Here is a 21736-nt window from a genome sequence, read left to right as displayed (position 1 = left end):
GTGACGCCATCCCTTCGACGAAGGAGGCCGACGTGAGACGGATCTTCGCGGCGTGCGCCGCGGTCTCACTCGCCGTGCTGGCCGCGGCGCCGGCGTCCGCGACCACCTGGACCATCACTCCCACCCCCGGCGGCGACCTGAGCCGGCTCAACGCGGTCGCCGCCCTCTCCCCGACCGGCGCCTGGGCCGTCGGCACCGCCTACGACTTCGGTCTCGGCGCCGAACGCACCCTGATCGAGCGCTGGAACGGCACCTCGTGGTCGCGCGTGACCAGCCCGAACGGCTCGCAGTTCTACAACCAGCTCTACGGCGTGGACGCCGCCTCCTCGACCAGCGCCTGGGCCGTGGGCTCGATCGAGACGGCGCACGGGGCCAACGGCGGCGGCGACGGGCCGAAGAAGGCCGCCGCCTGGCGCTGGAACGGCAGCACCTGGAGGATCGTCGACCTGCCCAAGCCGGCGACCACCCCCACGGTGACGGGCGTGGACATGCTGTCGGGGACCGAGGCCTGGGCCGTCGGCTGGTACTACGAGACGCTCAGCCCCGCGCTCGGCGTGCCGTACACGGCGCGCTGGAACGGCAGCGCCTGGACCGAGGTGGACGCCCCGACGCCCGGCAGCTACCTCAACACCCTCTACGCCGTCTCCGGCACCTCCGCCGCGGACGTGTGGGCGGTCGGCAACTGGCGCAACCGCGGCTCGGGCGAGCGCTACCATCCGCTGGCCCTGCACTGGACCGGCTCGGCCTGGGCCCAGGTCCCGGTGCCCGATCCGGCCGGGGGCGTCGGCGGGTCGCTGCGCGGCGTCAAGGCGATCTCCCCGACGGACGTGTGGGCGGTCGGCTACCGCGACTACCGGACGCCCGCCGCCTTCCACTACGACGGCACCGCCTGGAGCGAGGTGCCGCTGCCCGCGCTCGGCGGGACCGGCAACAACTTCCTCTACGGTGTCACCGCCGTCGCCGCCGACCAGGTGTGGGCCGCCGGGTACACCTCGGCCGGGACGAACAACCCCGAGCCGCTGGTGATGCGCTGGAACGGTACGGCCTGGCGAGTGGAGACCCTGCCCGCCACCGAGGCGGGAGGCATGCTGAACGGCGTGGCCGCCGCGCCCGGGACCGTGCTGGGCGTCGGCTCCCGCGTCGCGTTCTCGGGTTCCTCCTGGACCGACAGGACGCTCGGCGTGCGCGGCGCCGGCGGCTGACGAAGACGCCCCGGTCACCGGGCGGGGGGCTCGGTGATCGGGGCGGCGGCCCGGTGATCGGGGCGGCGGCCCCAGGCCGCGCAGCCGGCGTACTCGTGGCGGCGCCAGAGCATCGCGGCCAGCATGAGCGGGAACATCGCCACGTGCGCGAAGGTCATCAGGCCTCCGGCGTCGATGACGCCCAGCCACAGCAGCGGGAAGAGCGGCACGACGGGCACGAACATGGCCGCGCACATCTCCAGCGTGCTCGCCCAGCCGTGGCCGCGATAGCGCATCCAGACCGCCATGCCGACGGACATGTTGAACGCCATCACCAGGTAGGCGAGCTCGGGGTCCTCCGAGTGGGACAGGCCGAGACCGGCGGCGCTCAGGAGGAATCCGAGCGCGGCCATGCCGACGAACATCGCGATGACCATCTCGACGTAGTGCCAGGCGAAGCGGCCCCAGCGCATCCGCCCGCCGGTCGCCGCCGGAGCCGTCTCCCGCGCCGTCGCGCTCGCCCCTCCCGTGGTCGCGGTCGCCTCTTCCCTCGTCACGGTCGCCTCTCCCGTCGTCGTGATCGCCTCCCGCGCCGTCCGGCCCGTTTCCCGTGTCGTCGTCCGAGGTGCTGTGTGGGTCATGGCCCAACTGTCGCCGCCCCGCTTGCGGGGCGGCGAGGCCGGAGGGCTGTCAGGTCTGAAAACTTGGGTTCCCTGTCTTTCTGACGTAGGGTCGGGGCATGGCCGAACCCCGCCGCGTCACCGTCGTCGGCTACGACGCCGCAGAGTTGCTCGACATCGCCTGCGTGACCTCCGCCCTGGAGAGCGCCAACTGGCAGGGCGCCTCACCCCCCTACAAGGTGCGCCTGGCCACGCCGGGCGGCAACCCCATCACCTGCGGCACCGGCCTGACCCTGCAGGCCCAGACGACCCTGGAGCGGGTCACCGGCCCGCTCGACACGCTGGTCGTGTCGGGCGGGATCGGGCACGAGGAGGCGGCCTGCAACCCGGTGATCGTGGCGCACGTCCGCCGGCTGGCGCGCGAGAGCCGCCGCATCTCCTCGGTGTGCACGGGAGCGAGCATCCTGGCCGCCGCGGGCCTGCTCGACGGCCGCCGCGCCACCACGCACTGGCAGTGGGCGCGCAGACTCGCCGACCGCCATCCGGAGGTCGCCGTCGACCCGGGCCCGATCTTCATCCGCGACGGGAACACCTCGACCGCGGCCGGCGTCACCAGCGCCCTGGACCTCACCCTCGCCTTCATCGAGGAGGACAACGGCGCCGACGTGGCGCGGCGGGTGGCCCGGCAGCTGGTGACCTACCTGCAGCGGCCGGGCAACCAGGCGCAGATGAGCATGTTCACCGCCACGAGACCGTCGGAGAACACCCTGGTCAAGCAGGTCGTCGACCGCATCACGGGCGACCTCTCCGGCGACCTGGGCACGGTCGCGCTGGCGGCCGGGGCGGGGGTGAGCGAGCGGCACCTGACCCGGCTGTTCCTCAAGCACCTCGGCCAGACCCCGGGCCGTTTCGTCCGGCGCGCCCGCACCGAGGCCGCCGCCCACCTGCTGCTCTCCACCTCCCTGCCCATGACCGGAGTGGCGGCCCGCTGCGGGTTCGGCACGGCGGAGACCCTGCGCCAGGCGTTCGTGGACCGGTACGGGGTCTCCCCCTCGCACTACCGATCGACGCAGGCCTCCGCGTAGCGGGTGCCCGCGAAGTCACGATCGCCCCGCTCCGGCGCTCCTCCGCCGCGGGACTCGCTCCGGCCTCGGCGGACCCCGGACAGGGGCAGGCGTCAGGTACGGCCGATGCCGGCCGGACGCCCGTGACCCGACCGGTGGCGGTCCAACCAGGCCAGGCCGCGCAGCATGACGGCCTCTCCCGCGCCGTTCGCCGCATGGCGGCAGGCCGCCAGGGCGGCCCGGTGGGTCTGTTCCAGGGTGCCCCAGTCCTCTCGCAGCACGGCGAAGTCCCGGATCGAGCGGGCCAGCTCCCAGGCCAGCTCGTCGAGGCCGGCGGCGCAGGCCTGCAGCACCGCGGCCACCAGGCCGGCCCGCTCGCTCTCGAACCAGGACAGGGGGTCGGCGAGCAGCTTGTCGCGGACACGGGCCGGAGGCGGCCAGCGTGGCGCCCTGCCGCGGACCGGCCCGTCCCCGTAGGACGGCAGGCGGTCGCCGGCCTCCTCCGCCAGGGCGAGCAGCGCGGCGAGGGTCCTGGTGAGCACGGCGCCCAGCGTGGTGGCGTGCTCCTCGGCGACGGCGCGCTCGCGGGCGTAAAGCCGGACGAGCCGGTGGAACCGGTAGCGGGTGTGCCCCGTGGCGTCCGGGCCAGCGGTCTCCAGGAGACGCGCGTCGGCGAGGACGTCGAGGAGTTCTTCCGCCGCCTCCACCGACGTCTCCAGCGCAGCGGCGGCCGCCCACGCCGCGAACGACGGAATCTCCGGCAGCCCGAGCAGGCGAAAGGCCCGCTGCGCCGCCCCGTCGATGCGCTGATAGTCGGCGGCCACACCGGCGCGCACGTCCAGGTCGTCGAGGACGAGCTCGTCCAGGCCGCCGGCGCCGAGCCGTTCGGCGAACCGGCCGAGCGTCCAGTGCGGGCGGGAGACGATCCGGGCCGCGGCGACGCGCAGCGCCAGCGGCAGCCGGTCGCACAGCCGGACGAGTTCGGCGGCGGCCTCGGGTTCGGCTTCGAGGCGCCCGGGGCCGAGGATCGCCGCCAGCAGGCTCCGCGCCTCCCCGGCTTCCATCAGGCCGACGTCGACCGAGTAGGTCCTCGCGAAGCCGGACAGCCGCGACCGGCTGGTCACGATGACCGCGCAGGTCGGCGAGCCCGGCAGCAGCGGCTCCACCTGTGACCGGCCGGCGGCGTCGTCGAGCACCACGAGCACTCTGCGCCCGGTGAGCCGGGTGCGATACAGGTCCACCTGCTCCTGCGGGTCCTGCGGGATCGCCGAAGGGTGGACGCCGAGGACGCGCAGGAATCGGGTGAGCACCCGCCCGGGGTCGGCCGGCCGTCCCCCGGTGCCGAGCAGGTCGGCGTAGAGCCGTCCGTCCGGGAAGTCGTCGCTCAACCGGTGCGCCACGTGGACGGCCAGGGCCGTCTTGCCGGCGCCGCCCTGCCCGGTGACGAGCGCCACCGGGACGGGTCCCGGCCGGCGGTCGGCCAGCGTGCCGCACAGGCGGTCGACCAGTTCCCCGCGCCCGGTGAAGTCGGCGATGCCGGCCGGCAGGAGGGAGGGCCACGGGGCGGTCTCCGCGGGGGGCGGCGGCTCGTAGAGGGGCGCGGGCGCCGTCTCCTGTCTCAGGACCTGCAGATGCGCCGCGCGGAGCTGCGGGCCGGGATCGATGCCGAGCTCGTCCAGCAGTCTGGCGCGTATCGACTCGTATTCGGCCAGCGCCTCGACCTGGGATCCGGAGGCGGCGAGGGCGAGCACGAGCCAGGAGCGCACGACCTCGTTCAGCGGTTCGGCCGCGGCGACGGCGTACAGATGCGGTGTGACCTCATCCGCCAGCCCGAGCTGGAGTGCGATCTTCGTGGCCTCCAGGAGGCTGCCGACGCGCTCGTGGTCGACCGCGCGGACCCACGGATGCCCCTTCAGGAGATGGTCGAGGTCGGACAGGCACGGCCCCTGCCACAGCCGCAGCGCCCGCAGCAGCAGCTCCAGGGTCTCCCCGGCGGACATCGCCCGCCGGGCCTCGGCCACCGTCGCCCGGAAGCGGACCAGGTCCACCTCGCACCGGTCGAGCCGGACCTCGTATGCGGATCCCAGCCCGGCCAGCCAGGAGGAGCCGGAGCGGGCCACGTGGTCCGGGTCGACGCCGCGCCGCAGCCGCCCGACGTATGTCTGGACCAGATTGATCACGGAGTCCGGCTCGTCGCCGCCCCAGACGGCGTCGATGATCTCCTGTCGCCGGACGGGCGTGCCCGCTTTGAGGAGCAGCATCCCGAGCACCGCTCGCTGTTTCTCCGAACCGAGCTTTATTTCGGTTTCTCCGCGCCATATCCGCAACGGTCCCAGCAGGTGAAACCGCATCTCCGCCATATCTCTCCCGAAAACCACATCATTATAGAAATTCGAGTAATCAAGCTTTTGACATAATGTAAGAATAAAATGTCAAATACCAGGACGCACCATGTCCGATAGTGGCCATCTTCACCTCCCCCGTCGGCGCGTTCCCCAGCCGATCGGGCTGCGGGGCATCGCACCGACATTCGGCTGAACACCCCGCCTGGACGCGTCGAGCCGGCGTCCAGTACGGCTCCGACCCCGTTCCAGCCCCGCTCCAGCGCCGGCCGTCACCGTGAACGAATGCCCCGCACGAGTGGAAGGAGGTGCGAGATGAAGAAGATCAAGATCCGTAAGGCCGGCCCGGTCCGTCTGACCGCCGCGGCGTGCTCCATCTACAAGAAGCCGAGCTAATCCGGCCCCCGGCGGATGCGCCGGGGCGGGACACGCCCGCGCCCGGCGCATCCGCTGAATCCACCCCGCTCACACGCTCCCCATCCACCCGACCACGCCGCGGGAGGGCTGTCCCTTGACCGACACGGAGGCCGTGAACGACGGCCCGGAAACCCGCCACGCCCCGGACCGGCCGCTCCCGCTGCACCCGCTGGTCTATCTGGCGGACGGCGAGGAGGTGACGGTGGGCAGGCGGGACACCGACTCCTACGGCATCTTCCCGCCGGACGGCGCCGAGCTGGTGCGCAGGCTGGAGCAGGGCGTCCCGCCGCGCGAGGCGGCAGCCTGGTACGCCGAGACCTACCACGAGAGCGTCGACATCGACGACCTGATCGCGGCCCTCGACGAGCTCGGCTTCATCCGCTCGCCCGACCAGGCGCGTACGGCCGGCGCCCCCGTCCGCTGGCGGCGGCTCGGCTCGGCGGTCTTCTCCCCGCCCGCCTGGATCTGCTACGCGGCCCTCGTCGGATGGGCCCTGATCGCGATGGCGCGACGGCCCGACCTCGTGCCGGACTACCGCAACGTCTTCTTCACCGAGTACTACACCGTCATCCAGGCGACCCTGTTCGTCGTGGCCGTCCCCCAGCTGCTCCTGCACGAGGGCTTCCACGCCCTCGCCGGCCGGCGGCTGGGCCTGCGGTCCCGCCTGCGGGTGGGGCGCAGGTTCTACTTCATCGTGCTGGAGACGTCGCTGGACGGCCTGGTCGCCGTGGACCGGCGTAAGAGGTACCTGCCGATCGTGGCCGGCATGCTGGCGGATGTGGTCGTCGTGGCCGTGCTCACGATCGCGGCCGACCTCAGCCGGGGGCCCGGCGGCGAGTTCTCCTTCGCGGGCCGGTTCTGCCTCGCCTTCGCCTTCGCCGTCCTGCTCCGGATCGTCTGGCAGTTCTCCTTCTATCTCCGCACCGATCTCTACGTCCTCATCTCCACCGCCCTGGGCTGCGTCGACCTGCACACCACGGCCGCCCGCCTGCTGCGCAACCGCCTGAACCGGCTGCTCGGCCGCTCCGGGCGGCTGATCGACGAGTCGGACTGGCATCCCGTCGACCGGCGGGTGGCGCGGTGGTACTCCTGGCTGATCGTCATCGGCTACGCGGTGAGCCTCGCCGCGTTCCTCCTCGCGGTCGTCCCGATCCTCTACCAGACGGCCATCGGGGTGCTCAGCCGGTTCACGCAGGAGGGGGCCCCCTGGCCGCAGATGCTGGACTCCGCCGTCTTCTGCGGATTCGTTCTGCTGCAACTCGCCGTTCTCGCCTGGCTGGCGGCCCGGGACCGATACCGCGACCGGGAGCGGCGGTTCGACCACGTCATCACCTGAAGGGACGCACCATGGGCAACCACCGCTGGATCCGGGCCGCCCGGCGCCGTGACCGCGACCTCCTGAGGGACCGGCTCGATCTGCCGCCGGTCCTGGCCGTGCTCGACGCCCACCGGCGGCTGCGCGGGCCGTACACCGCCGCGGGCACGCTGATGCGGCTGATCGGGCAGGACGCTCTGAAGCGCCTGCCGGAGCTGGGACCCGGGCACAACATCGAGATCCTGACCAGCACCCCGGAACTCGCCCACCTCGTCCCCCCCGCGTGGACGACGCTCGAATGGTCGGCGGGCGAGGGGGAAAGGACCCGCTTCTACTCCCGGCTGCACACGCTGAACATCGCCAACGGGCTGGCCGAGTTCCTGCGCGACTATCTGCGGGCGCTCGGCGGCGGACCGCGGACGCTCGTCATCGAGAACCTGCACGAAGCCGACGCGACCGACCAGGAGTTCGCCGCCGTCCTGCTCCGCCGCCGGGACCTCGGCGGGCTGACCGTCGTGGCGGGAACCGGGACGGCCCCGATCGCCGACCCGCCGGGTGAGCTCGTGATCTCCCTGGCCCGGATCCTGGAGACCTGCGCCGAGCGCGTGGACGCCCCGGCGGCCGAGGTCCCGGACGCGCCCGCACCGGACGCCCGCGCCTACGTGGACGGCGACGGGACCAGCGACGACCCCCGGCTGCTGGAGGCCTACGAACGGCTCGCCCCCGCCGAACGCGCGCGGCTGCACGACGAGCGGGCGGCGGAGCTGACCGGCCGGGGAGAGTTCTCCCTGCTGCTGGGCGCGGTCCCCTACCACGCCGAGCACGGCGGCGACCCCTCCGGCGCCGGCCTGGCCGCCCTGCGCACGGCGATGGACCACTGCCAGGGCATCGGCCTCTACCAGGCGGCGGCGGAGCTCGGGCTGCGGGGCAGGGCGATCGTGGACCGCTCCTGCCAGGAGGAGCTCTGGTGGCACTTCACCAACGCGACCAGCACCGTCCTGGCCTCCCTCGGACGGGCCGACGAGTCGCTGGCCCTCTACGACGAGGCGCGCGCCGCCACCGACGACCCCGCCATCCAGATGGAACTGGCCTACGGCACCGCGATGCTCTACGCCCGCCACTACCCGGAACCGCGCCGGGACTACCAGCGGGCACGGGCCTGGATGAACATGTCCATCGCCATCGGGTCCCTGCTGCCCGACCCCAGGAAACGCGCCTTCCACTCGGTCTTCGGGCACAACGGGCTCGCCCTGGTGGAGGTACGGCAGAAGCGCGCGCAGGAGGCGCTGCGGCTCCTGGAGGAGGGCATCGCCCGGCTGAACCGGGAGCTCGCCCCGCACGAGCACGTCCTGCACCGCGCCGTGCTGCGCTACAACCGGGCCCAGGTCCTGGGCGCGATGGGCAGGCTGGAGGAGTCCCTGGACGACTACAGCGCGGTCGTCGCCCTCGACCCCGACTTCCCCGAGCACCACTTCAACGTGGGCAACATCCTGCGCCGGCTGCACCGCGAGGAGGAGGCGATCGCCGCCTACGAGCGGGCGCTGCGCCTGTCGCCGCCGTTCCCCGAGGCGTACTACAACCTCGGTGACGCCCGGCTCGAACTCGGCGACGTGCAAGGGGCGCTGAGGGACTTCGGCTACACCATCGAGCTGGATCCCGCTCACGTGGACGCCCGGGTGAACCGGGCCGGGCTCCTGTACGAGCTGGGCGAGACCGACGCCGCCTGGCAGGACGTCACGGCGGGGCTCGACCTCGCTCCGGCCAACGTCCACCTGCTGTGCCTGAAGGGACAGCTGCTCGCCGAGCGGGGCGAGGTCGAGGCGGGGCTCCGGGCGCTGTCGGCCGCACTCCGCCACGACGGGCACCTCGCCGAGGCCTGGGCGCTGCGAGGCGTCCTCGCCTACCGGAGCGGTGACCCGGCCGGCGCCCTGCGAGACCTGGATCGGGCGGCCGAACTGAGCGACGCGCCCGAGATCCGGTTCAACCGCGCCGTCGTCCACCAGGAGTCCGGCCGCTACGCCTCAGCCGCCGCCGACTACGAGGCCGTGCTGGCCGCGACCGGCGACGAGGAGAGCGGGGAGCGGCTGGACGCCTGTCTGGCCGCCCTCCGCCAGGGACCCGCCGATCTACCGGCCTGAGATTCACCGAGGAACCCGTGATGCCCGATCTGTTCGAACCCGTCCGCCTGGGACGCCTGCGGCTCCCCAACCGGCTGGTGATGTCACCGATGACCCGCAGCCGCGCCGACCGCCGGGGAGTGCCCCCGGCGGAGGCGGCCCTCTACTACGCGCAGCGGGCGACCGCCGGCCTGATCATCACCGAGGGCGTTCAGCCGAGCCTGGCCGGCCAGGGTTATCCCGGCACCCCGGGCCTGCACACGGACGAGCAGGTCGACGGCTGGCGGGCGGTGACGGAGGCGGTGCACGCGGCGGGCGGGAGGATCTTCACCCAGCTCATGCACACCGGCCGCATCGGCCATCCGAGCCTCAACGGCCTGCCGCCGGTGGCGCCGTCACCGGTCAGGGCCGCCGGGCGGATCCTCACCCCCGCCGGGCGGCGGGACCTGCCCGTCCCCCGGCAACTCACCGCCGCCGGGATCCTGGCGACCGTGGACGACTTCGCGCACGCCGCCCGGCGGGCGCTCGACGCCGGTTTCGACGGCGTCGAACTGCACGGCGGCAACGGTTACCTCATCCACCAGTTCCTCGCCTCCCGGACCAACCTCAGGGACGACGGCTACGGGCGTGACCGCATCCGGTTCGCCGTCGAGGTCGCCTCGGCCGTGGCCGGGGCGATCGGCGGCGACCGGGTGGGCCTGCGGATCACTCCGGGCAACCCGTACAACGACATGGCCGAGGACGGAGCCGACGAGGTCTACCCGGCGCTGATCGACGCCCTCGCCCCGCTCGGTCTCGTCTACCTGCATCTGGCCGGCAGCGCGGCGGGCACGCCGCTCGGCGGGAGGATCCGCGCGAGCTGGCCGGGCCGTCTCGTGGCGGCTCCCGGATCGGGAGGCGAGCCGTCCGCCGACGGCGGCAGGGCCGAGGGCGAGCGGTGGCTGGCGCACGGCGCCGACCTCATCGCGTTCGGCCGGGCGTTCCTGGCCAACCCCGACTTCGTCGAGCGCCTGCGGACCGGCGCGCCGCTGAACCGCCCCGATCCCGCCACCTACTACGGAGGAGGCGCACGCGGCTACACCGACTACTCCCCCGCCTCCGCCGGATGAGCCGGCTCAGGTGGAGGCCGCCAGGGGTTCCTCCCCCGCGGAGGCCACCATGATCTCCTCGATCTCCTCCTCCATCTCCTCCTCGGAGACGGCGCCCTGGAGCACCAGCGGGACGCGCTCGGCGACCTTGCGCTCGATCAGGTCCAGGAGGGGTACGCGCAGGTCGACGTGGTCGAACCCGCCGAACGCGGGGAAGGAGTTGGTCTCCAGGATGACCGGGCCGTCCTCGCCGCGCAGCAGGTCGGCGCTCATCAGGTCGAGGCCCGACGCGCGGGCCGCGCGCTCGACGATGGAGATCTCCTCCTCGGTGAGGGTGACCGGGCGGCAGACGTCGCCGGGTCCGTTGGAGCGGAAGTCCCCGGGCCGGCCCGTCTGCTCGACCGCCGCGACGAACCTCCCGCCGATGACGACCACGCGGTGGTTGCGCCCGGCCGCCTCGGCGACGAAGCGCTGCACCAGCAGCGGCGTGCCCCGGCCCCGGATCGAGGCCGCCCTGGCGAGCAGCTCGTCCTCGCCCGCGGCGAGGGTGACCTCCGCGCCCCGCGCGCCGTCGGGCTGCTTCAGCACGACCGGGTATCCGTAGTCGCGGGCGAACAGCCGCAGCTCGTGGTCGTTGGGGCAGAAGGCCGTGGGCGGGGTGGGCACGCCGTGGGCCACCAGCCGGACGTGCGTGGCGAACTTGTCGGCCGAGCGCAGGACGGCGTCGACGGAGTTGAGATGCGGGACGTCCTCCTCCACCGCACCGAGGATGACGAGCCCGTCCAGGGCGTCGGTGGACATCTGGTGGACGATCCCGTCCACCTCCAGCGGGACTCCGTCGGCGCACAGCCGCGGTCCCCGGCTGTCGAGCGCCACGCTCAGCTGGGTCCAGGGGACGACCCGGGGCAGGTGCCCGCGCTGTCGCGCCCCCTCCTCCAGGTACCTGATGTCATCGTTCGCGGGGCCTTCGCCAGTTATGATCAACAAGCGAAGGCCGGGTCTTCCCGTGTCACTTTCCATACTTTCTGTATTTCCTCGGTTACATAAAGTCACCGCCCGGCGGGAGCAACGGTTCTCCACCGCCACGGGGCCCGTCCCCTTTCTCCGGCTTCCCCGGGGCCTCCGCCGTACCGGAAAACCGGTTGACGAGCCGCTTAGCCTTAACGGGCTCTGCACCGGGAATGGTGAAGGGCGCCGCCAACTGAACACCGTGAGGAGCGTGCTGCCTGCCGATGCCCCCTGATACCACCGCCACCGACGACCCAGCCTCCGACACCCGACAGCCGCACCAGCACAGGCCCCGCCACCCGCATCTGGCCAGGATGCGCTCGCTGTGGCGGATGAAGTCCTACCTGCGTCCCTACACCACCCGCATGACCGTCATCTGGGTGACCTCCTTCGCCGGGATCGGGATCGGCATCGCCATCCCCCTGGTCAGCGGAGCGATCGTGGACGGTCCCGTCGCCCGCGGCGACACCGGCGCCCTGCTCCCCCTGGCACTGCTCGCCCTGGCCCTGGGCGTGATCGAGGCGCTGCTCGTCCTGGTACGCCGCTGGCTGCTGGCCGACGCCGTGCTGGGAGTGGAGACCGCCATCCGCGACGACCTCTACCGGCACCTGCAACGGCTGCCGATGAGCTTCCACGGCGCCTGGCAGTCCGGCCAGCTGCTCTCGCGCGTGACCACCGACCTGTCGGTGATCCGCCGCTTCCTCGGGTTCGGCATGCTCTTCCTGGTGCTGATCACCGTCCAGATCGCCGTGGTGACCGTGCTGCTGTTCCAGCTGTACTGGCCGCTCGGCCTGTTGGTCACCGCGTCGGCGGTGCCCATCGTGATCACCTCGATGCGCTTCGAGCGCGGCTACATCGCCATCTCCCGCCAGGTCCAGGACGAGCAGGGCGACCTGGCCACCGTCGTCGAGGAGTCCGCGGGAGGCATCCGCACGATCAAGGCCTTCGGCCGCGGCGGGCACGTCTTCTCGGCCTTCGACGGCGGGGCGCGCAAGGTCTACCGGAGCTCCATGGAGAAGGTGGGGCTCTCGGCCCGGTTCTTCACCTTCCTGGAGGTCGTCCCGAACGTCACCCTCGCCGTCGTGCTGCTGCTGGGCGCCCTCGCGGTCGGCGCGCAGTCGTTGTCGCTGGGCGACCTGGTGGCCTTCACCACGCTGATGCTGCAGCTGGTGTGGCCCATCTCCTCCCTCGGCTACATCCTGGCCATGGGCCAGGAGGCGATGACCGCGGCGGACCGGGTCGCCGAGGTGCTCGGCACCGAGCCGGACATCGTCGGCGGCCCGGGCGCGGTCGAGCGCCCGCGCGGCCATCTGCGCTTCGAAGGCGTGGAGTTCCGCTTCCCCGGCGCCGCCGAACCGGTGCTGCGCGACGTCTGGCTGGAGGTACGGCCGGGCGAGACGGTCGCGGTCGTGGGCGCGACGGGATCCGGCAAGACCACGCTGACCTCCCTCGTCCCCCGGCTGCACGACGTCACCGCCGGGCGGGTCACGATCGACGGGCACGACGTGCGCGAGCTGTCGCTGCCCGCGCTCCGCTCGATGGTCGCCACGGCCTTCGAGGAGCCGACGCTGTTCTCGATGAGCGTCCGGGAGAACCTCACGCTGGGCCGGCCCGACGCCGGCGAGGAGGAGATCGAGGCGGCGGTCGAGGTCGCCCAGGCCGGGTTCGTCCACCGGCTGCCGTGGGGGCTGGAGACGCGGATCGGCGAGCAGGGCATGTCCCTGTCCGGCGGCCAGCGCCAGCGCCTGGCCCTGGCCCGCGCGGTCCTGTCCCGCCCGAACATCCTGGTCCTGGACGACACCCTGTCGGCGCTGGACGTCGAGACCGAGGCCCTGGTGGAGGAGGCACTTCGGCATGTGCTGCGCGAGGCCACCGGGATCGTCGTCGCCCACCGGGCCTCGACCGTGCTCCTGGCCGACCGGGTCGCCCTGCTGCTGGACGGCACGATCGCGCACGTCGGCCGGCACCACGAGCTGATGGCGACCGTGCCGGAGTACCGCGCGTTACTGTCGGCCGACCTGGACGACGACCCCGGCGGCCCGAAGAGCGGCTTCGACGGCGACGCCGACGGTGACATCGACGGTGACATCGACGGCGACATCGACGACGGGCTGGACGATCTGGACACCGAGGGGGTTCTCCGGTGAGCGGCCAGACGACCACGCGGGACTGGCGCGGCGTGGCCGCCGAGGAGCGCGAGGAGGTCCCGGAGCAGGCCTCGCTCGTCCTGCGCACCCGTTCCCGGCGGCTGCTGGCCGACCTGCTGCGGCCGTACCGCTCCCGGATCATCCTGCTCATCGCGATCATCGTGATCTCCAACGCCGCCTCCCTGTCCATCCCCTTCCTCGTCAAGGTGGGCATCGACGCCGGCATCCCGCCGATGCAGGCGGGCGAGGGGTCGGGCACGCTGGTGATGACCGTCACGGCGATCCTGGCGGCGGCGATCATCCAGGCGGTGACCCGGCAGGCGTTCCTCGGGATGGCCGGCCGGATCGGCCAGGGCATCATCCTGGAGCTGCGACGGCGGGTCTTCCGCCACTTCCAGCGGCTGTCGCTGTCCTTCCACGAGGACTACACCTCGGGACGGGTGGTCTCCCGGCTCACCTCCGACATCGACGCCATCTCCGAGATGCTCCAGTCCGGCTTCGACAGCCTCGTCACCGCCGTGCTGACGCTGACCGGGACCGCCGTCCTGCTGCTGGTGCTGGATGTGCACCTCGGTCTCGTGGCGCTGCTGCCGCTGCCGGTCCTGCTGCTGTTCACCCGCTGGTTCCGGCGGCAGTCGAGCATCGCCTACCGCAGGACCCGGGAGACCGTGGCGCTGATGATCGTCCACTTCGTGGAGTCGATGACCGGCGTGCGCGCGGTCCAGGCCTTCCGCGCCGAGCCGCGCAACCAGGAGATCTTCTCCCGGCTCAACGCCGACTACCGCGACGCCAACCTGCGGAGCATGCGCCTGGTCGCGATCTTCATGCCCGGCGTCAAGCTGATCGGGAACGTCACGATCGCCGCCGTCCTGTTCTACGGCGGGTGGCTGGCCATCGGCGGGGAGGTCACGGTCGGCGTGCTGGCCGCGTTCCTGCTCTATCTACGCCAGTTCTACGAGCCGATGCAGGAGATCAGCCAGTTCTACAACACCTTCCAGTCGGCCGGGGCGGCGCTGGAGAAGCTCTCCGGCGTGCTGGAGGAGCGTCCGGCGGTGGCCGAGCCGCGCGACCCGGCGCCCCTGGAGCGGCCCCGGGGGCGGCTGCGCTTCGAGGAGGTGGAGTTCTCCTACCTCGACGGCACCCCGGTTCTGCCCCGCATGGACCTGACGATCCCCGCGGGGCAGGTCGTGGCGCTGGTCGGCGCCACCGGCGCGGGCAAGACGACGCTGGCCAAGCTCGTCGCCCGGTTCTACGACCCGGTGGCCGGCCGCGTGCTGCTGGACGGGGTCGACCTGCGCGACCTCGCCGAGGACACGCTGCGGCAGGCCGTGGTCCTGGTGACGCAGGAGAACTTCCTGTTCACCGGTTCGGTCGCGGACAACATCAGGTTCGGCCGCCCGGAGGCGACCATGGCCGAGGTCGTCGAGGCGGCCGGGGCCGTCGGCGCGCACGAGTTCGTCTCGGCGCTGCCCGAGGGGTACGACACCCCGGTCGGCAAGCAGGGCGGGCGGCTGTCGGCCGGGCAGCGCCAGCTGGTGGCCTTCGCCCGGGCCTTCCTCGCCGACCCCGCCGTACTGATCCTCGACGAGGCGACCTCCAGCCTGGACGTCCCCGGCGAGCGGCTGGTGCAGCGGGCCATGCGGACGATCCTCGCGGACCGTACCGCCCTGATCATCGCCCACCGGCTGTCGACCGTCGAGGTCGCCGACCGGGTGCTGGTGATGGACGGCGGGCGCGTCGTGGAGGACGGCCCGCCGGAGCGGCTCATCGCGCGGGCGGGCCGCTTCGCCGGGCTGCACCGGGCGTGGCTGGACAGCATCTCCGACCACGGCCCCGGCGGTGTGCCCGATGAGGTGTCCGGCGGCCTGGGAACGCGCGGATAGATCCGGCGAACCCGCGGACGGCCCCGAGCGCACGGACGGGTTCCGGGGCTCGGGGCCGACCGCGGACCCGGCCGCGTCGCCCGGATTCCCGGGACCGGTTCCGGGGCCGTGCGCGCATCCGGCCGCGTCGTCCGGAGTCCCGGAGTCCCGGCGTGCCGTCATGGCGGAGGGCGCCCGTCGCGGGCGTGACGCCCGGTCCGCCCCCTCAGTGGCCGGGCGGTCGTACGGCCCGCGCCCCCTCGGGCGGCCGGTCTCCCCCTGCGTCCAGAGCCTCCATGAACGCGGCGGCGGCCGGTGAGGGACGCAGGCGGCTCCAGACCAGGTGCTCCACCCGGGTGGGCGGATCGCTGAGCTCGACGACGCGCACGTCGCGGAGTTCGGGCACGAAGGCGGCGGGCATCATGGCGATGCCCAGGCCCAGCCGGACCAGCCGCGCCATGAGGTCGGCGTTCGTTATCTCGAAGGCGACCTCGCGGCCGACGCCGGCGGCGGCGAACGCCTCGTCCGACTGGATGCGCGCGGCCGTGCCGGCGGGGAAGTCGACGAACACCTCCTGCGACAGCCGGTGCAGGTCCACCCCGGTCGCGTCGGCCAGCGGATGACCGGGCGCCACCACCACGACCAGCTCGCCCCGCGCCAGGGCGCGCCCCTGGACGCCCTTCGGCCGCACGCTCGGCGGCAACCCGAGGAACGCGATGTCCAGCGTGCCCTGGCGCACCTGTTCGGCCAGCTCGTCGCTCGCCCCCACGCGCAGCGTGATGCGCACCTGCGGATGGCGCACGTGGAAGCCCTTCAGCGCGCTCGGCAGGTCGACCGCCGTGACGGTGGGGATGGCGCCGATGGCGAGCCGGCCGCGGAGTTCCCCGGAGGCCGCCGCCACCTCGGCGCGCGCCCGTTCGGCGGCGTCGAGGGCCTGCCTGGCGGCGGGCAGGAACGCCTCGCCCGCGGGGGTCAGCCTGACCCGGCGGCTGGTGCGCTCGAAGAGCCGGGCGCCCAGCTCCCGTTCCAGCCGGGCGATCTGGTGGCTCAGTGCCGACTGGACGACCTGGCAGCGCTCGGCGGCCCGGGTGAAGTTCGCCGTCTCCGCCACCGCGAGCACATAACGCATCTGCTGCAGCTCCACGGATCAATCGTGGATCACGATCGATCGATTGACAAATATGCGTTGGACTCATTGATCGTCGGTGCCCGAGCCTTAGGGCATGACGAACACGGCCCCACCGGGCGCTGCGCGCCGTACGACGCACCACGAGGCCGCCGGGGCGCCGGAGGGCGCCGCGCCGCCGAGCCGCGGGCTGCTGCTCCTGATGTCCGCGGCCACGGGACTGGCCGTGGCGAACAACTACTTCGCCCAGCCGCTGCTGGACCTGCTCGGCCGGGAGCTGCGACTCGGCACCACGACGGCCGGGATGATCGCGACGGCCGCGCAGGTCGGTTACGGGCTGGGCCTGATCCTGCTGGTGCCGCTCGGCGACCTGGTGGAACGCCGCAGGCTCGCCGTCGTGCTGTACGCGGCCACCGCGGCCTTCCTGCTGGTCTCGGCGACCGCGCCCGGCGGGGCCCTGCTGCTGGCCGGCACCCTGCTCACCGCGTTGACCTCGGTGGCCGCCCAGGTCCTGGTGCCGTACGCCGCCACACTGGCGGCGCCGGCGCAGCGCGGCCGGGTGATCGGCACGGTGATGAGCGGGCTGATGCTGGGCGCGCTGCTGTCCCGTACGGTCGCCGGAGGGCTCGCCGAACTCGGCGGCTGGCGGACGGTCTACTGGGTGAGCGCGGTCCTCGTCGCCGGGGTGGCGGTGCTGCTGTGGCGCTTCCTGCCGCCCCTGCACACCCCGAGCGGATTGTCCTACCCGGCGCTGCTGCGCTCGACGATCGCACTGTTCCGCCACGAGCCCGTGCTGCGATGGCGGGCCGGCATCGCAGCCCTGTCGCTCGCGTCGTTCAGCGTGCTGTGGACGGCGGTGACCTTCCTGCTCGCCGGCCCGCGGTACGGCTGGTCCGAGGCGGCCATCGGGTCGCTCGGGCTGGTGGGCGCGTTGGGCACGGTGGCCACGACGGTGGCCGGCCGGCTGGCCGACCGCGGTCGCGCGCAGTGGGTCACCGGGATCGGCAGCGCCGCGCTGGCCGCGTCCTGGCTGCCGATCGGCGCGGGCGGCAGCTCGATCTGGTGGCTCCTCAGCGGGGTGATCGTCCTCAACGTTGCCCACCAGGCGGTGCTCAACAGCAACCAGAGCGTCATCTACGCGCTGCGCCCGGAGATCCGCAACCGGCTCAACTCCGCGTTGATGACGGCCTTCTTCGCCGGCGGCGCGGCGGGCTCGGCGCTGGCCGCGGTGGCGTGGGCGCACGGCGGCTGGACGGCGGTGAGCGTCCTGGGCGGAGTGACGGGCTGCGGGATGTTCGTGCTCTGGGTGCTGGAACGCCGGGCCGCAAAACCGGTTTCATCATGACCGATCGAAAGGATCTCGCAGTGTCGGAAACGAAGACCGTCCTGGTCACAGGCGCGACCGGCGGTCAGGGCGGCGCCGTCGCCCGCAGGCTGCTCGACGGCGGCTGGGCGGTGCGCGCCCTCGTCCGCGACCCGGACGGGCAGGGGGCAGGGGAGCTCAGGGCGCTCGGCGCGGAACCGGTCACCGGCGACCTCGACGACCCGCGGTCGCTGCGCGCGGCGGTGCGGGGCGTGCACGGCGTCTTCAGCGTGCAGCCCGCCGACCTGACCGACCCGGACCCCGAGGCCGAGGTACGGCGGGGCAGGAACGTCGCCGACGCGGCCGAAGCAGCGGGGGTTGCGCACCTGGTCTACAGCTCCGTCGGCGCCGTCGGGCGCGGGTCCGGCGTCGCGCACTTCGAGACCAAGGCGGAGATCGAGGCGTACATCGACGCCCTCGGCGTGCCCGCGACGGTGCTGCGGCCGGTGTTCTTCATGGAGAACTGGCTGTCCATGATGCCGCGGGCGCGCAACGGTGAACGGGTCGCCTCGATCGCGCTGGACCCCGGCACCCCGCTGCAGATGATCGCGCTGGCCGACATCGGCCGGATCGCCGCGGACGCGTTCGGCAGGCCGGCCGAGTTCGTCGGCAGGAAGATCGAGATCGCCGGGGACGAGCTGACCGTGCGGCAGATCGCCGAGGCGTTCACCAGTGCAGACGGCGTCCCGACCCGCTTCGAGCGGCAGCCGATCGAGGAACTGCGGGCCGCGGCCGGGGAGGTGGCGAACATGTTCGACTGGTTCGACCGCAAGGGGTACGGTGCCGACGTCGCCGCGCTCCGCGAGCGGTACCCGCGGTTGCTGACCTTCGAGGCGTGGCTGCGCGGGAACCGGTAGGAGGTCGGAGTCCGTTGCCGGTACGGCGCGCGGATCACCGGCCACCTGCGTGTCGCCGCCCGTCAGGAAGACGTGGCGGGCGGCCCGGGAGGGAAGTCGTCCCCATCCCCGCGGGCACCCGGTCGATAGAACGCCTCCTGCGCGGGCAGGGATCCGGTGCTCTGTTCCCGGATGACAGGGTTCCGGATGACAGGGTTCCCAGATGACAGGGTCCCCGGATGACAGGAGGTGGCGGGCATGGCGGAGGAGACGCCGGCCGGTCGGGCGGATGACAGGCCGATCGTCGTGATCGGTCTGATGGGCGCGGGCAAGACCAGCGTGTCGCGTCTGCTGGGCAAGGCACTCGACCGGCCGGTGCGCGACAGCGACGAGTGGCTGGAGGAGCGGTACGGCGTGACGGCCGCCGAGATCTCCGAGACCGAGGGCGTCACGGTGCTCCACGAACGCGAGGCCCTGCACCTGCGGGAGTCGCTCGCCGAGCGGCCAGCGCCGGTGATCGCCGCGGCGGCCAGCGTGCTCGACGACCCCGAGTGCCGCGCCGCGATGAAGCAGGCCCTGGTCGTCTGGCTGGACGCCTCCCCCGCGTTCGTCGCCGAGAAGATCGCGGCCAAGCCGCACCGGCCCCGGTTCGGCAAGGAGCCCCTGGACCTGGCGATCGAACTGCGCGAACGCCGGGCGGCGGCGTTCGCCGAGGTGGCCGACCTGCGCTTCGAGCGGCCCGCCATGTCCAAGCGCGACGTGGCGCAGGCCGTACTCGACCAACTGCCGGGCGGGCGCGAGGTCTCCGCGCACTGAACGGTACGCCGGACCGCGTGCCGGACCGCACGGGGACGACCGGCCGGAGAGGACCGGCCGGGCCTCACGACCGGGACGGGATCACGGCCGGAGCGGGATCACGGCCGGAGCGGGATCACGGCCGGAGCGGGATCACGGCCGGAGCGGGATCGCGGCCGGGACCTGCGCCCGCCGGGTCCGGCCGTGCCCCACAGCGGGTCCCGGTGAGAAGCGGGGATCACAGCAGCCCGCGGTCGCGGGCGTAGATCGCCGCCTGGGTGCGGTCGCGCAGCCCGAGCCTGCCGAGGATCCGGGAGATGTGGTTCTTCACCGTCCCCTCGCTGAGATAGAGGTGCCCGGCGATCTCCCGGTTGGTCGAGCCGCGGGCCACCAGGCGCAGCACCTCTACCTCGCGGGCGGTCAGGGCCAGGTCGGTCCCGCCGTCGGCCGCGGCGGATCCGGGCCCCGCGGACCCGGCCCCCGCGGACGAAGGACCGGCGGGTCCGGATCCCGCAGGCGCGAGGCCGGCGGGTGGGGGACCGGAGAACTCGGGGCCGGCGGGTGGGGGACCGGAGAACTCGGGACCGCGTGCCGGAGGACGGGCCGCCGGACCGCCCGCCGCCGGACCGCCCGCGGCCGATGGCCGGGTGAGCGCGGCGGCCAGGCGCGCGGCCGCCGCGGGGTCGAACTGCACGACCCCGGCGTGCGCGAGCCGTACGGCCGCGGCCAGCTCGCGCGCCGGCAGGTCCTTGAGCAGGTAACCGGTCGCGCCCGCGTGCAGGGCCTGGACGACGTACTCCTCGTCGTCGAACGTGGTCAGCATGACCGCACGGCAGGCCGGGGCGCGGTGCCGCAGCTCCGCGACGGCCCGCACCCCGTCCATCCCGGGCATGCGGACGTCCATGAGGACCACGTCCGGTTCCAGCTCCACCGCCTTCTCGACGGCCTCCCGCCCGTCGGCGGCGGTCCCCACGACGGTGATCCCGGGCTGGATGCCCAACAGGGAGGCGATGCTCTCCCGGATGAGCCCCTGGTCGTCGACGACCAGGACACTCACGACGTCGTCGCCGCTCACGACCCGCCTCCCCGGGGGATGGTGACCGTCAACCGGGTACCGGCCCCCGGCTCGCTGTCGAGGTCGAGCCTGCCGCCCGCCAGTTCCGCCCGCTCCCGCATGCCGAGCAGGCCGAACCCGCCACGCCCGGACAACGAGCCGCCGTCACCCACGGACGGCGCCCCGCTACGACGCCCGGCCGGTGCCTCATCGCGACGCCCGGCCGGCGAGCCGGCACCGCCGGGTGACGGGTCGGTCCCGTTCCCGGACGACGGGCCGGGACCGCCGGACGACCGCCCGGATCCATCCTCGCGCGACCGGCCCGGACCGCCGGATGACAGGCCGGGGCCGGGATCGCCGGACAGGACGCCAGGTGGCAGGCCGCTGCCGTCGTCGGCGACCGTCAGCCGCGCGCCGGACTCGTCGAGGGCGACGGTGACCGCGATCGTGGTGGGGTCCGCGTGCCGCCGGGCGTTGGTGATGCCCTCCTGCGCGGCGCGATAGAGCGCCACGAGCGTCGGCTCGTCGTAGCCGCTCTCGTCGCCGGCGAACTCCAGTGTGACGCTCACCCGCCCGTCGTCGGCCTGGCCGTCCACCAGGCCGGTGAGCGCGGCCGACAGGCGGAACGGCGCGGTCTCGGTGCGCAGCGCGCGGACCGACTGCCGTACGCCGTCCAGTGCCCGCCTGGCCGAACCGTGCGCGTCGTCGACCGCGCGCTGGGCGAGCGCGGGGTCGCGGTCGCGGAAGGCCGTGGCCTTCTCCAGCAGCACGACGATCGCCGTCAGGTGGTGGCCCAGGTCGTCGTGGATGTCGCGGGCGAGCCGGTTGCGCTCGGCGGCGGCCGACAGCTCGGCGATCCGGGCCGAGGAGGCGGCCAGCCGCCGGTGGGACTCCTCCAGGCGCGCCCTCCCCCGCCGTTCCTCGGCGGCGGTGGCCGCCATCGCGACGGCCAGGACCAGGCCGACGCAGAACATCAGCAGGTCGGAGACCTGTTCGAGGTCGGTGTACCAGCGGGGGGTGCCCAGCTCGTACCCGACCACGACCAGCCCCGCGCAGGCGACGGCGAGCACGACGGCGGCCGTGCGGCCGAAGGCGAAGTAGGCGGTGAACGGCACCAGGACGAACAGCACCCGAGACAGCCCGGAGCCGTCGGCCGCGGCGACGACGGCGAACAGGAGCACCCGCGCGCCCAGCAGCGCGGCCGCCGGCAGGGGCGGGGTGCCCCCGGGATATCGCCGGCGCTCCGCCAGGTCGACGGCGAACAGGACGGCCAGGCCGCCGGCGAACTGCGCGATGCGGGTCGCGCCCAGCCCCGTCAGACCGGCGTACAGACCGGCGACCAGTACGGTGCCGTAGAGCACGGGAGACACCCAGGGCACGAGCCGCGTGGAGGACACGCCG

The 21736-nt window shown here is 73.4% G+C and carries 16 protein-coding genes; 10 read left to right on the top strand and 6 right to left on the bottom strand.

What is annotated here, in order from left to right; translation table 11 throughout:
* Window positions 1-32 precede the first annotated feature (32 nt).
* A complete protein-coding gene (locus Pta02_RS33010) occupies window positions 33-1202 on the top strand; it encodes a hypothetical protein (RefSeq protein WP_203878919.1) in 1170 nt (389 codons plus the stop codon).
* 14 nt (window positions 1203-1216) lie between these two features.
* Here the strand turns inward: Pta02_RS33010 and Pta02_RS33005 are convergent, their stop codons facing one another.
* Window positions 1217-1738, bottom strand: coding sequence for a hypothetical protein (locus tag Pta02_RS33005; protein ID WP_203878918.1), 522 nt, complete (start codon window positions 1736-1738; stop codon window positions 1217-1219).
* A 182-nt stretch (window positions 1739-1920) separates the two neighbouring features.
* On the opposite strand from Pta02_RS33005, the gene Pta02_RS33000 reads away from it, so the two are divergent.
* Window positions 1921-2886 (top strand): GlxA family transcriptional regulator, encoded by a 966-nt coding sequence (locus tag Pta02_RS33000; protein WP_203878917.1) that lies wholly within the window; start codon window positions 1921-1923, stop codon window positions 2884-2886.
* 92 nt (window positions 2887-2978) lie between these two features.
* Here the strand turns inward: Pta02_RS33000 and Pta02_RS32995 are convergent, their stop codons facing one another.
* The gene (locus tag Pta02_RS32995; RefSeq protein WP_275423636.1) at window positions 2979-5216 is read right to left on the bottom strand and encodes an AfsR/SARP family transcriptional regulator; all 2238 of its coding nucleotides are present in this window, start codon (window positions 5214-5216) and stop codon (window positions 2979-2981) included.
* Between the two features lie 502 nt (window positions 5217-5718).
* Here Pta02_RS32995 and Pta02_RS32990 point away from each other — a divergent pair.
* The 3 genes from Pta02_RS32990 to Pta02_RS32980 are packed head-to-tail and all read left to right on the top strand — an operon-like array spanning window position 5719 to window position 10165.
* Window positions 5719-6960 (top strand): hypothetical protein, encoded by a 1242-nt coding sequence (locus Pta02_RS32990; protein WP_239131418.1) that lies wholly within the window; start codon window positions 5719-5721, stop codon window positions 6958-6960.
* An 11-nt stretch (window positions 6961-6971) separates the two neighbouring features.
* Entirely contained in the window at window positions 6972-9077 is a 2106-nt protein-coding gene (locus tag Pta02_RS32985; protein ID WP_203878915.1) for a tetratricopeptide repeat protein, read from the top strand.
* Between the two features lie 20 nt (window positions 9078-9097).
* Window positions 9098-10165: an alkene reductase gene (locus Pta02_RS32980; protein WP_203878914.1), complete on the top strand. Its 1068-nt coding sequence runs from the start codon at window positions 9098-9100 to the stop codon at window positions 10163-10165.
* 6 nt (window positions 10166-10171) lie between these two features.
* Here Pta02_RS32980 and Pta02_RS32975 read toward each other — a convergent pair whose 3' ends face one another.
* The gene (locus Pta02_RS32975; RefSeq protein ID WP_203878913.1) at window positions 10172-11131 is read right to left on the bottom strand and encodes an ATP-grasp domain-containing protein; all 960 of its coding nucleotides are present in this window, start codon (window positions 11129-11131) and stop codon (window positions 10172-10174) included.
* Between the two features lie 245 nt (window positions 11132-11376).
* On the opposite strand from Pta02_RS32975, the gene Pta02_RS32970 reads away from it, so the two are divergent.
* Together Pta02_RS32970 and Pta02_RS32965 are read left to right on the top strand one after the other, a co-directional pair.
* Entirely contained in the window at window positions 11377-13299 is a 1923-nt protein-coding gene (locus Pta02_RS32970) for an ABC transporter ATP-binding protein (protein ID WP_239131417.1), read from the top strand.
* On the top strand, window positions 13296-15182 hold the full coding sequence (locus tag Pta02_RS32965; protein WP_203878912.1) for an ABC transporter ATP-binding protein: 1887 nt from the start codon (window positions 13296-13298) through the stop codon (window positions 15180-15182). Before Pta02_RS32970 ends, Pta02_RS32965 begins: the two co-directional genes overlap by 4 nt.
* A 205-nt stretch (window positions 15183-15387) precedes the next feature.
* Here Pta02_RS32965 and Pta02_RS32960 read toward each other — a convergent pair whose 3' ends face one another.
* On the bottom strand, window positions 15388-16305 hold the full coding sequence (locus tag Pta02_RS32960; protein ID WP_203878911.1) for a LysR family transcriptional regulator: 918 nt from the start codon (window positions 16303-16305) through the stop codon (window positions 15388-15390).
* A gap of 79 nt (window positions 16306-16384) precedes the next feature.
* Between Pta02_RS32960 and Pta02_RS32955 the strand changes: the two genes are divergently transcribed.
* The 3 genes from Pta02_RS32955 (at window position 16385) to Pta02_RS32945 (ending at window position 19302) form a co-directional block, all read left to right on the top strand.
* The gene (locus Pta02_RS32955; RefSeq protein WP_203878910.1) at window positions 16385-17632 is read left to right on the top strand and encodes an MFS transporter; all 1248 of its coding nucleotides are present in this window, start codon (window positions 16385-16387) and stop codon (window positions 17630-17632) included.
* 20 nt (window positions 17633-17652) lie between these two features.
* Window positions 17653-18507, top strand: coding sequence for an NmrA/HSCARG family protein (locus Pta02_RS32950; RefSeq protein ID WP_239131416.1), 855 nt, complete (start codon window positions 17653-17655; stop codon window positions 18505-18507).
* A gap of 237 nt (window positions 18508-18744) precedes the next feature.
* A complete protein-coding gene (locus Pta02_RS32945; RefSeq protein ID WP_203878908.1) occupies window positions 18745-19302 on the top strand; it encodes a shikimate kinase in 558 nt (185 codons plus the stop codon).
* Between the two features lie 217 nt (window positions 19303-19519).
* Here the strand turns inward: Pta02_RS32945 and Pta02_RS32940 are convergent, their stop codons facing one another.
* A complete protein-coding gene (locus Pta02_RS32940) occupies window positions 19520-20356 on the bottom strand; it encodes a response regulator (protein WP_203878907.1) in 837 nt (278 codons plus the stop codon).
* Complete coding sequence (locus Pta02_RS32935; protein WP_203878906.1) at window positions 20353-21732, bottom strand: sensor histidine kinase; 1380 nt, start codon at window positions 21730-21732, stop codon at window positions 20353-20355. Before Pta02_RS32935 ends, Pta02_RS32940 begins: the two co-directional genes overlap by 4 nt.
* Window positions 21733-21736: the final 4 nt, after the last annotated feature.

The sequence above is a fragment of the Paraplanobispora takensis genome, from assembly GCF_016863195.1.
Classification (GTDB): Bacteria; Actinomycetota; Actinomycetes; order Streptosporangiales; family Streptosporangiaceae; genus Planobispora; species Planobispora takensis.
Note: the sequence above shows the minus strand (reverse complement) of the source record. Positions and strands in the feature narration are given on the sequence as shown.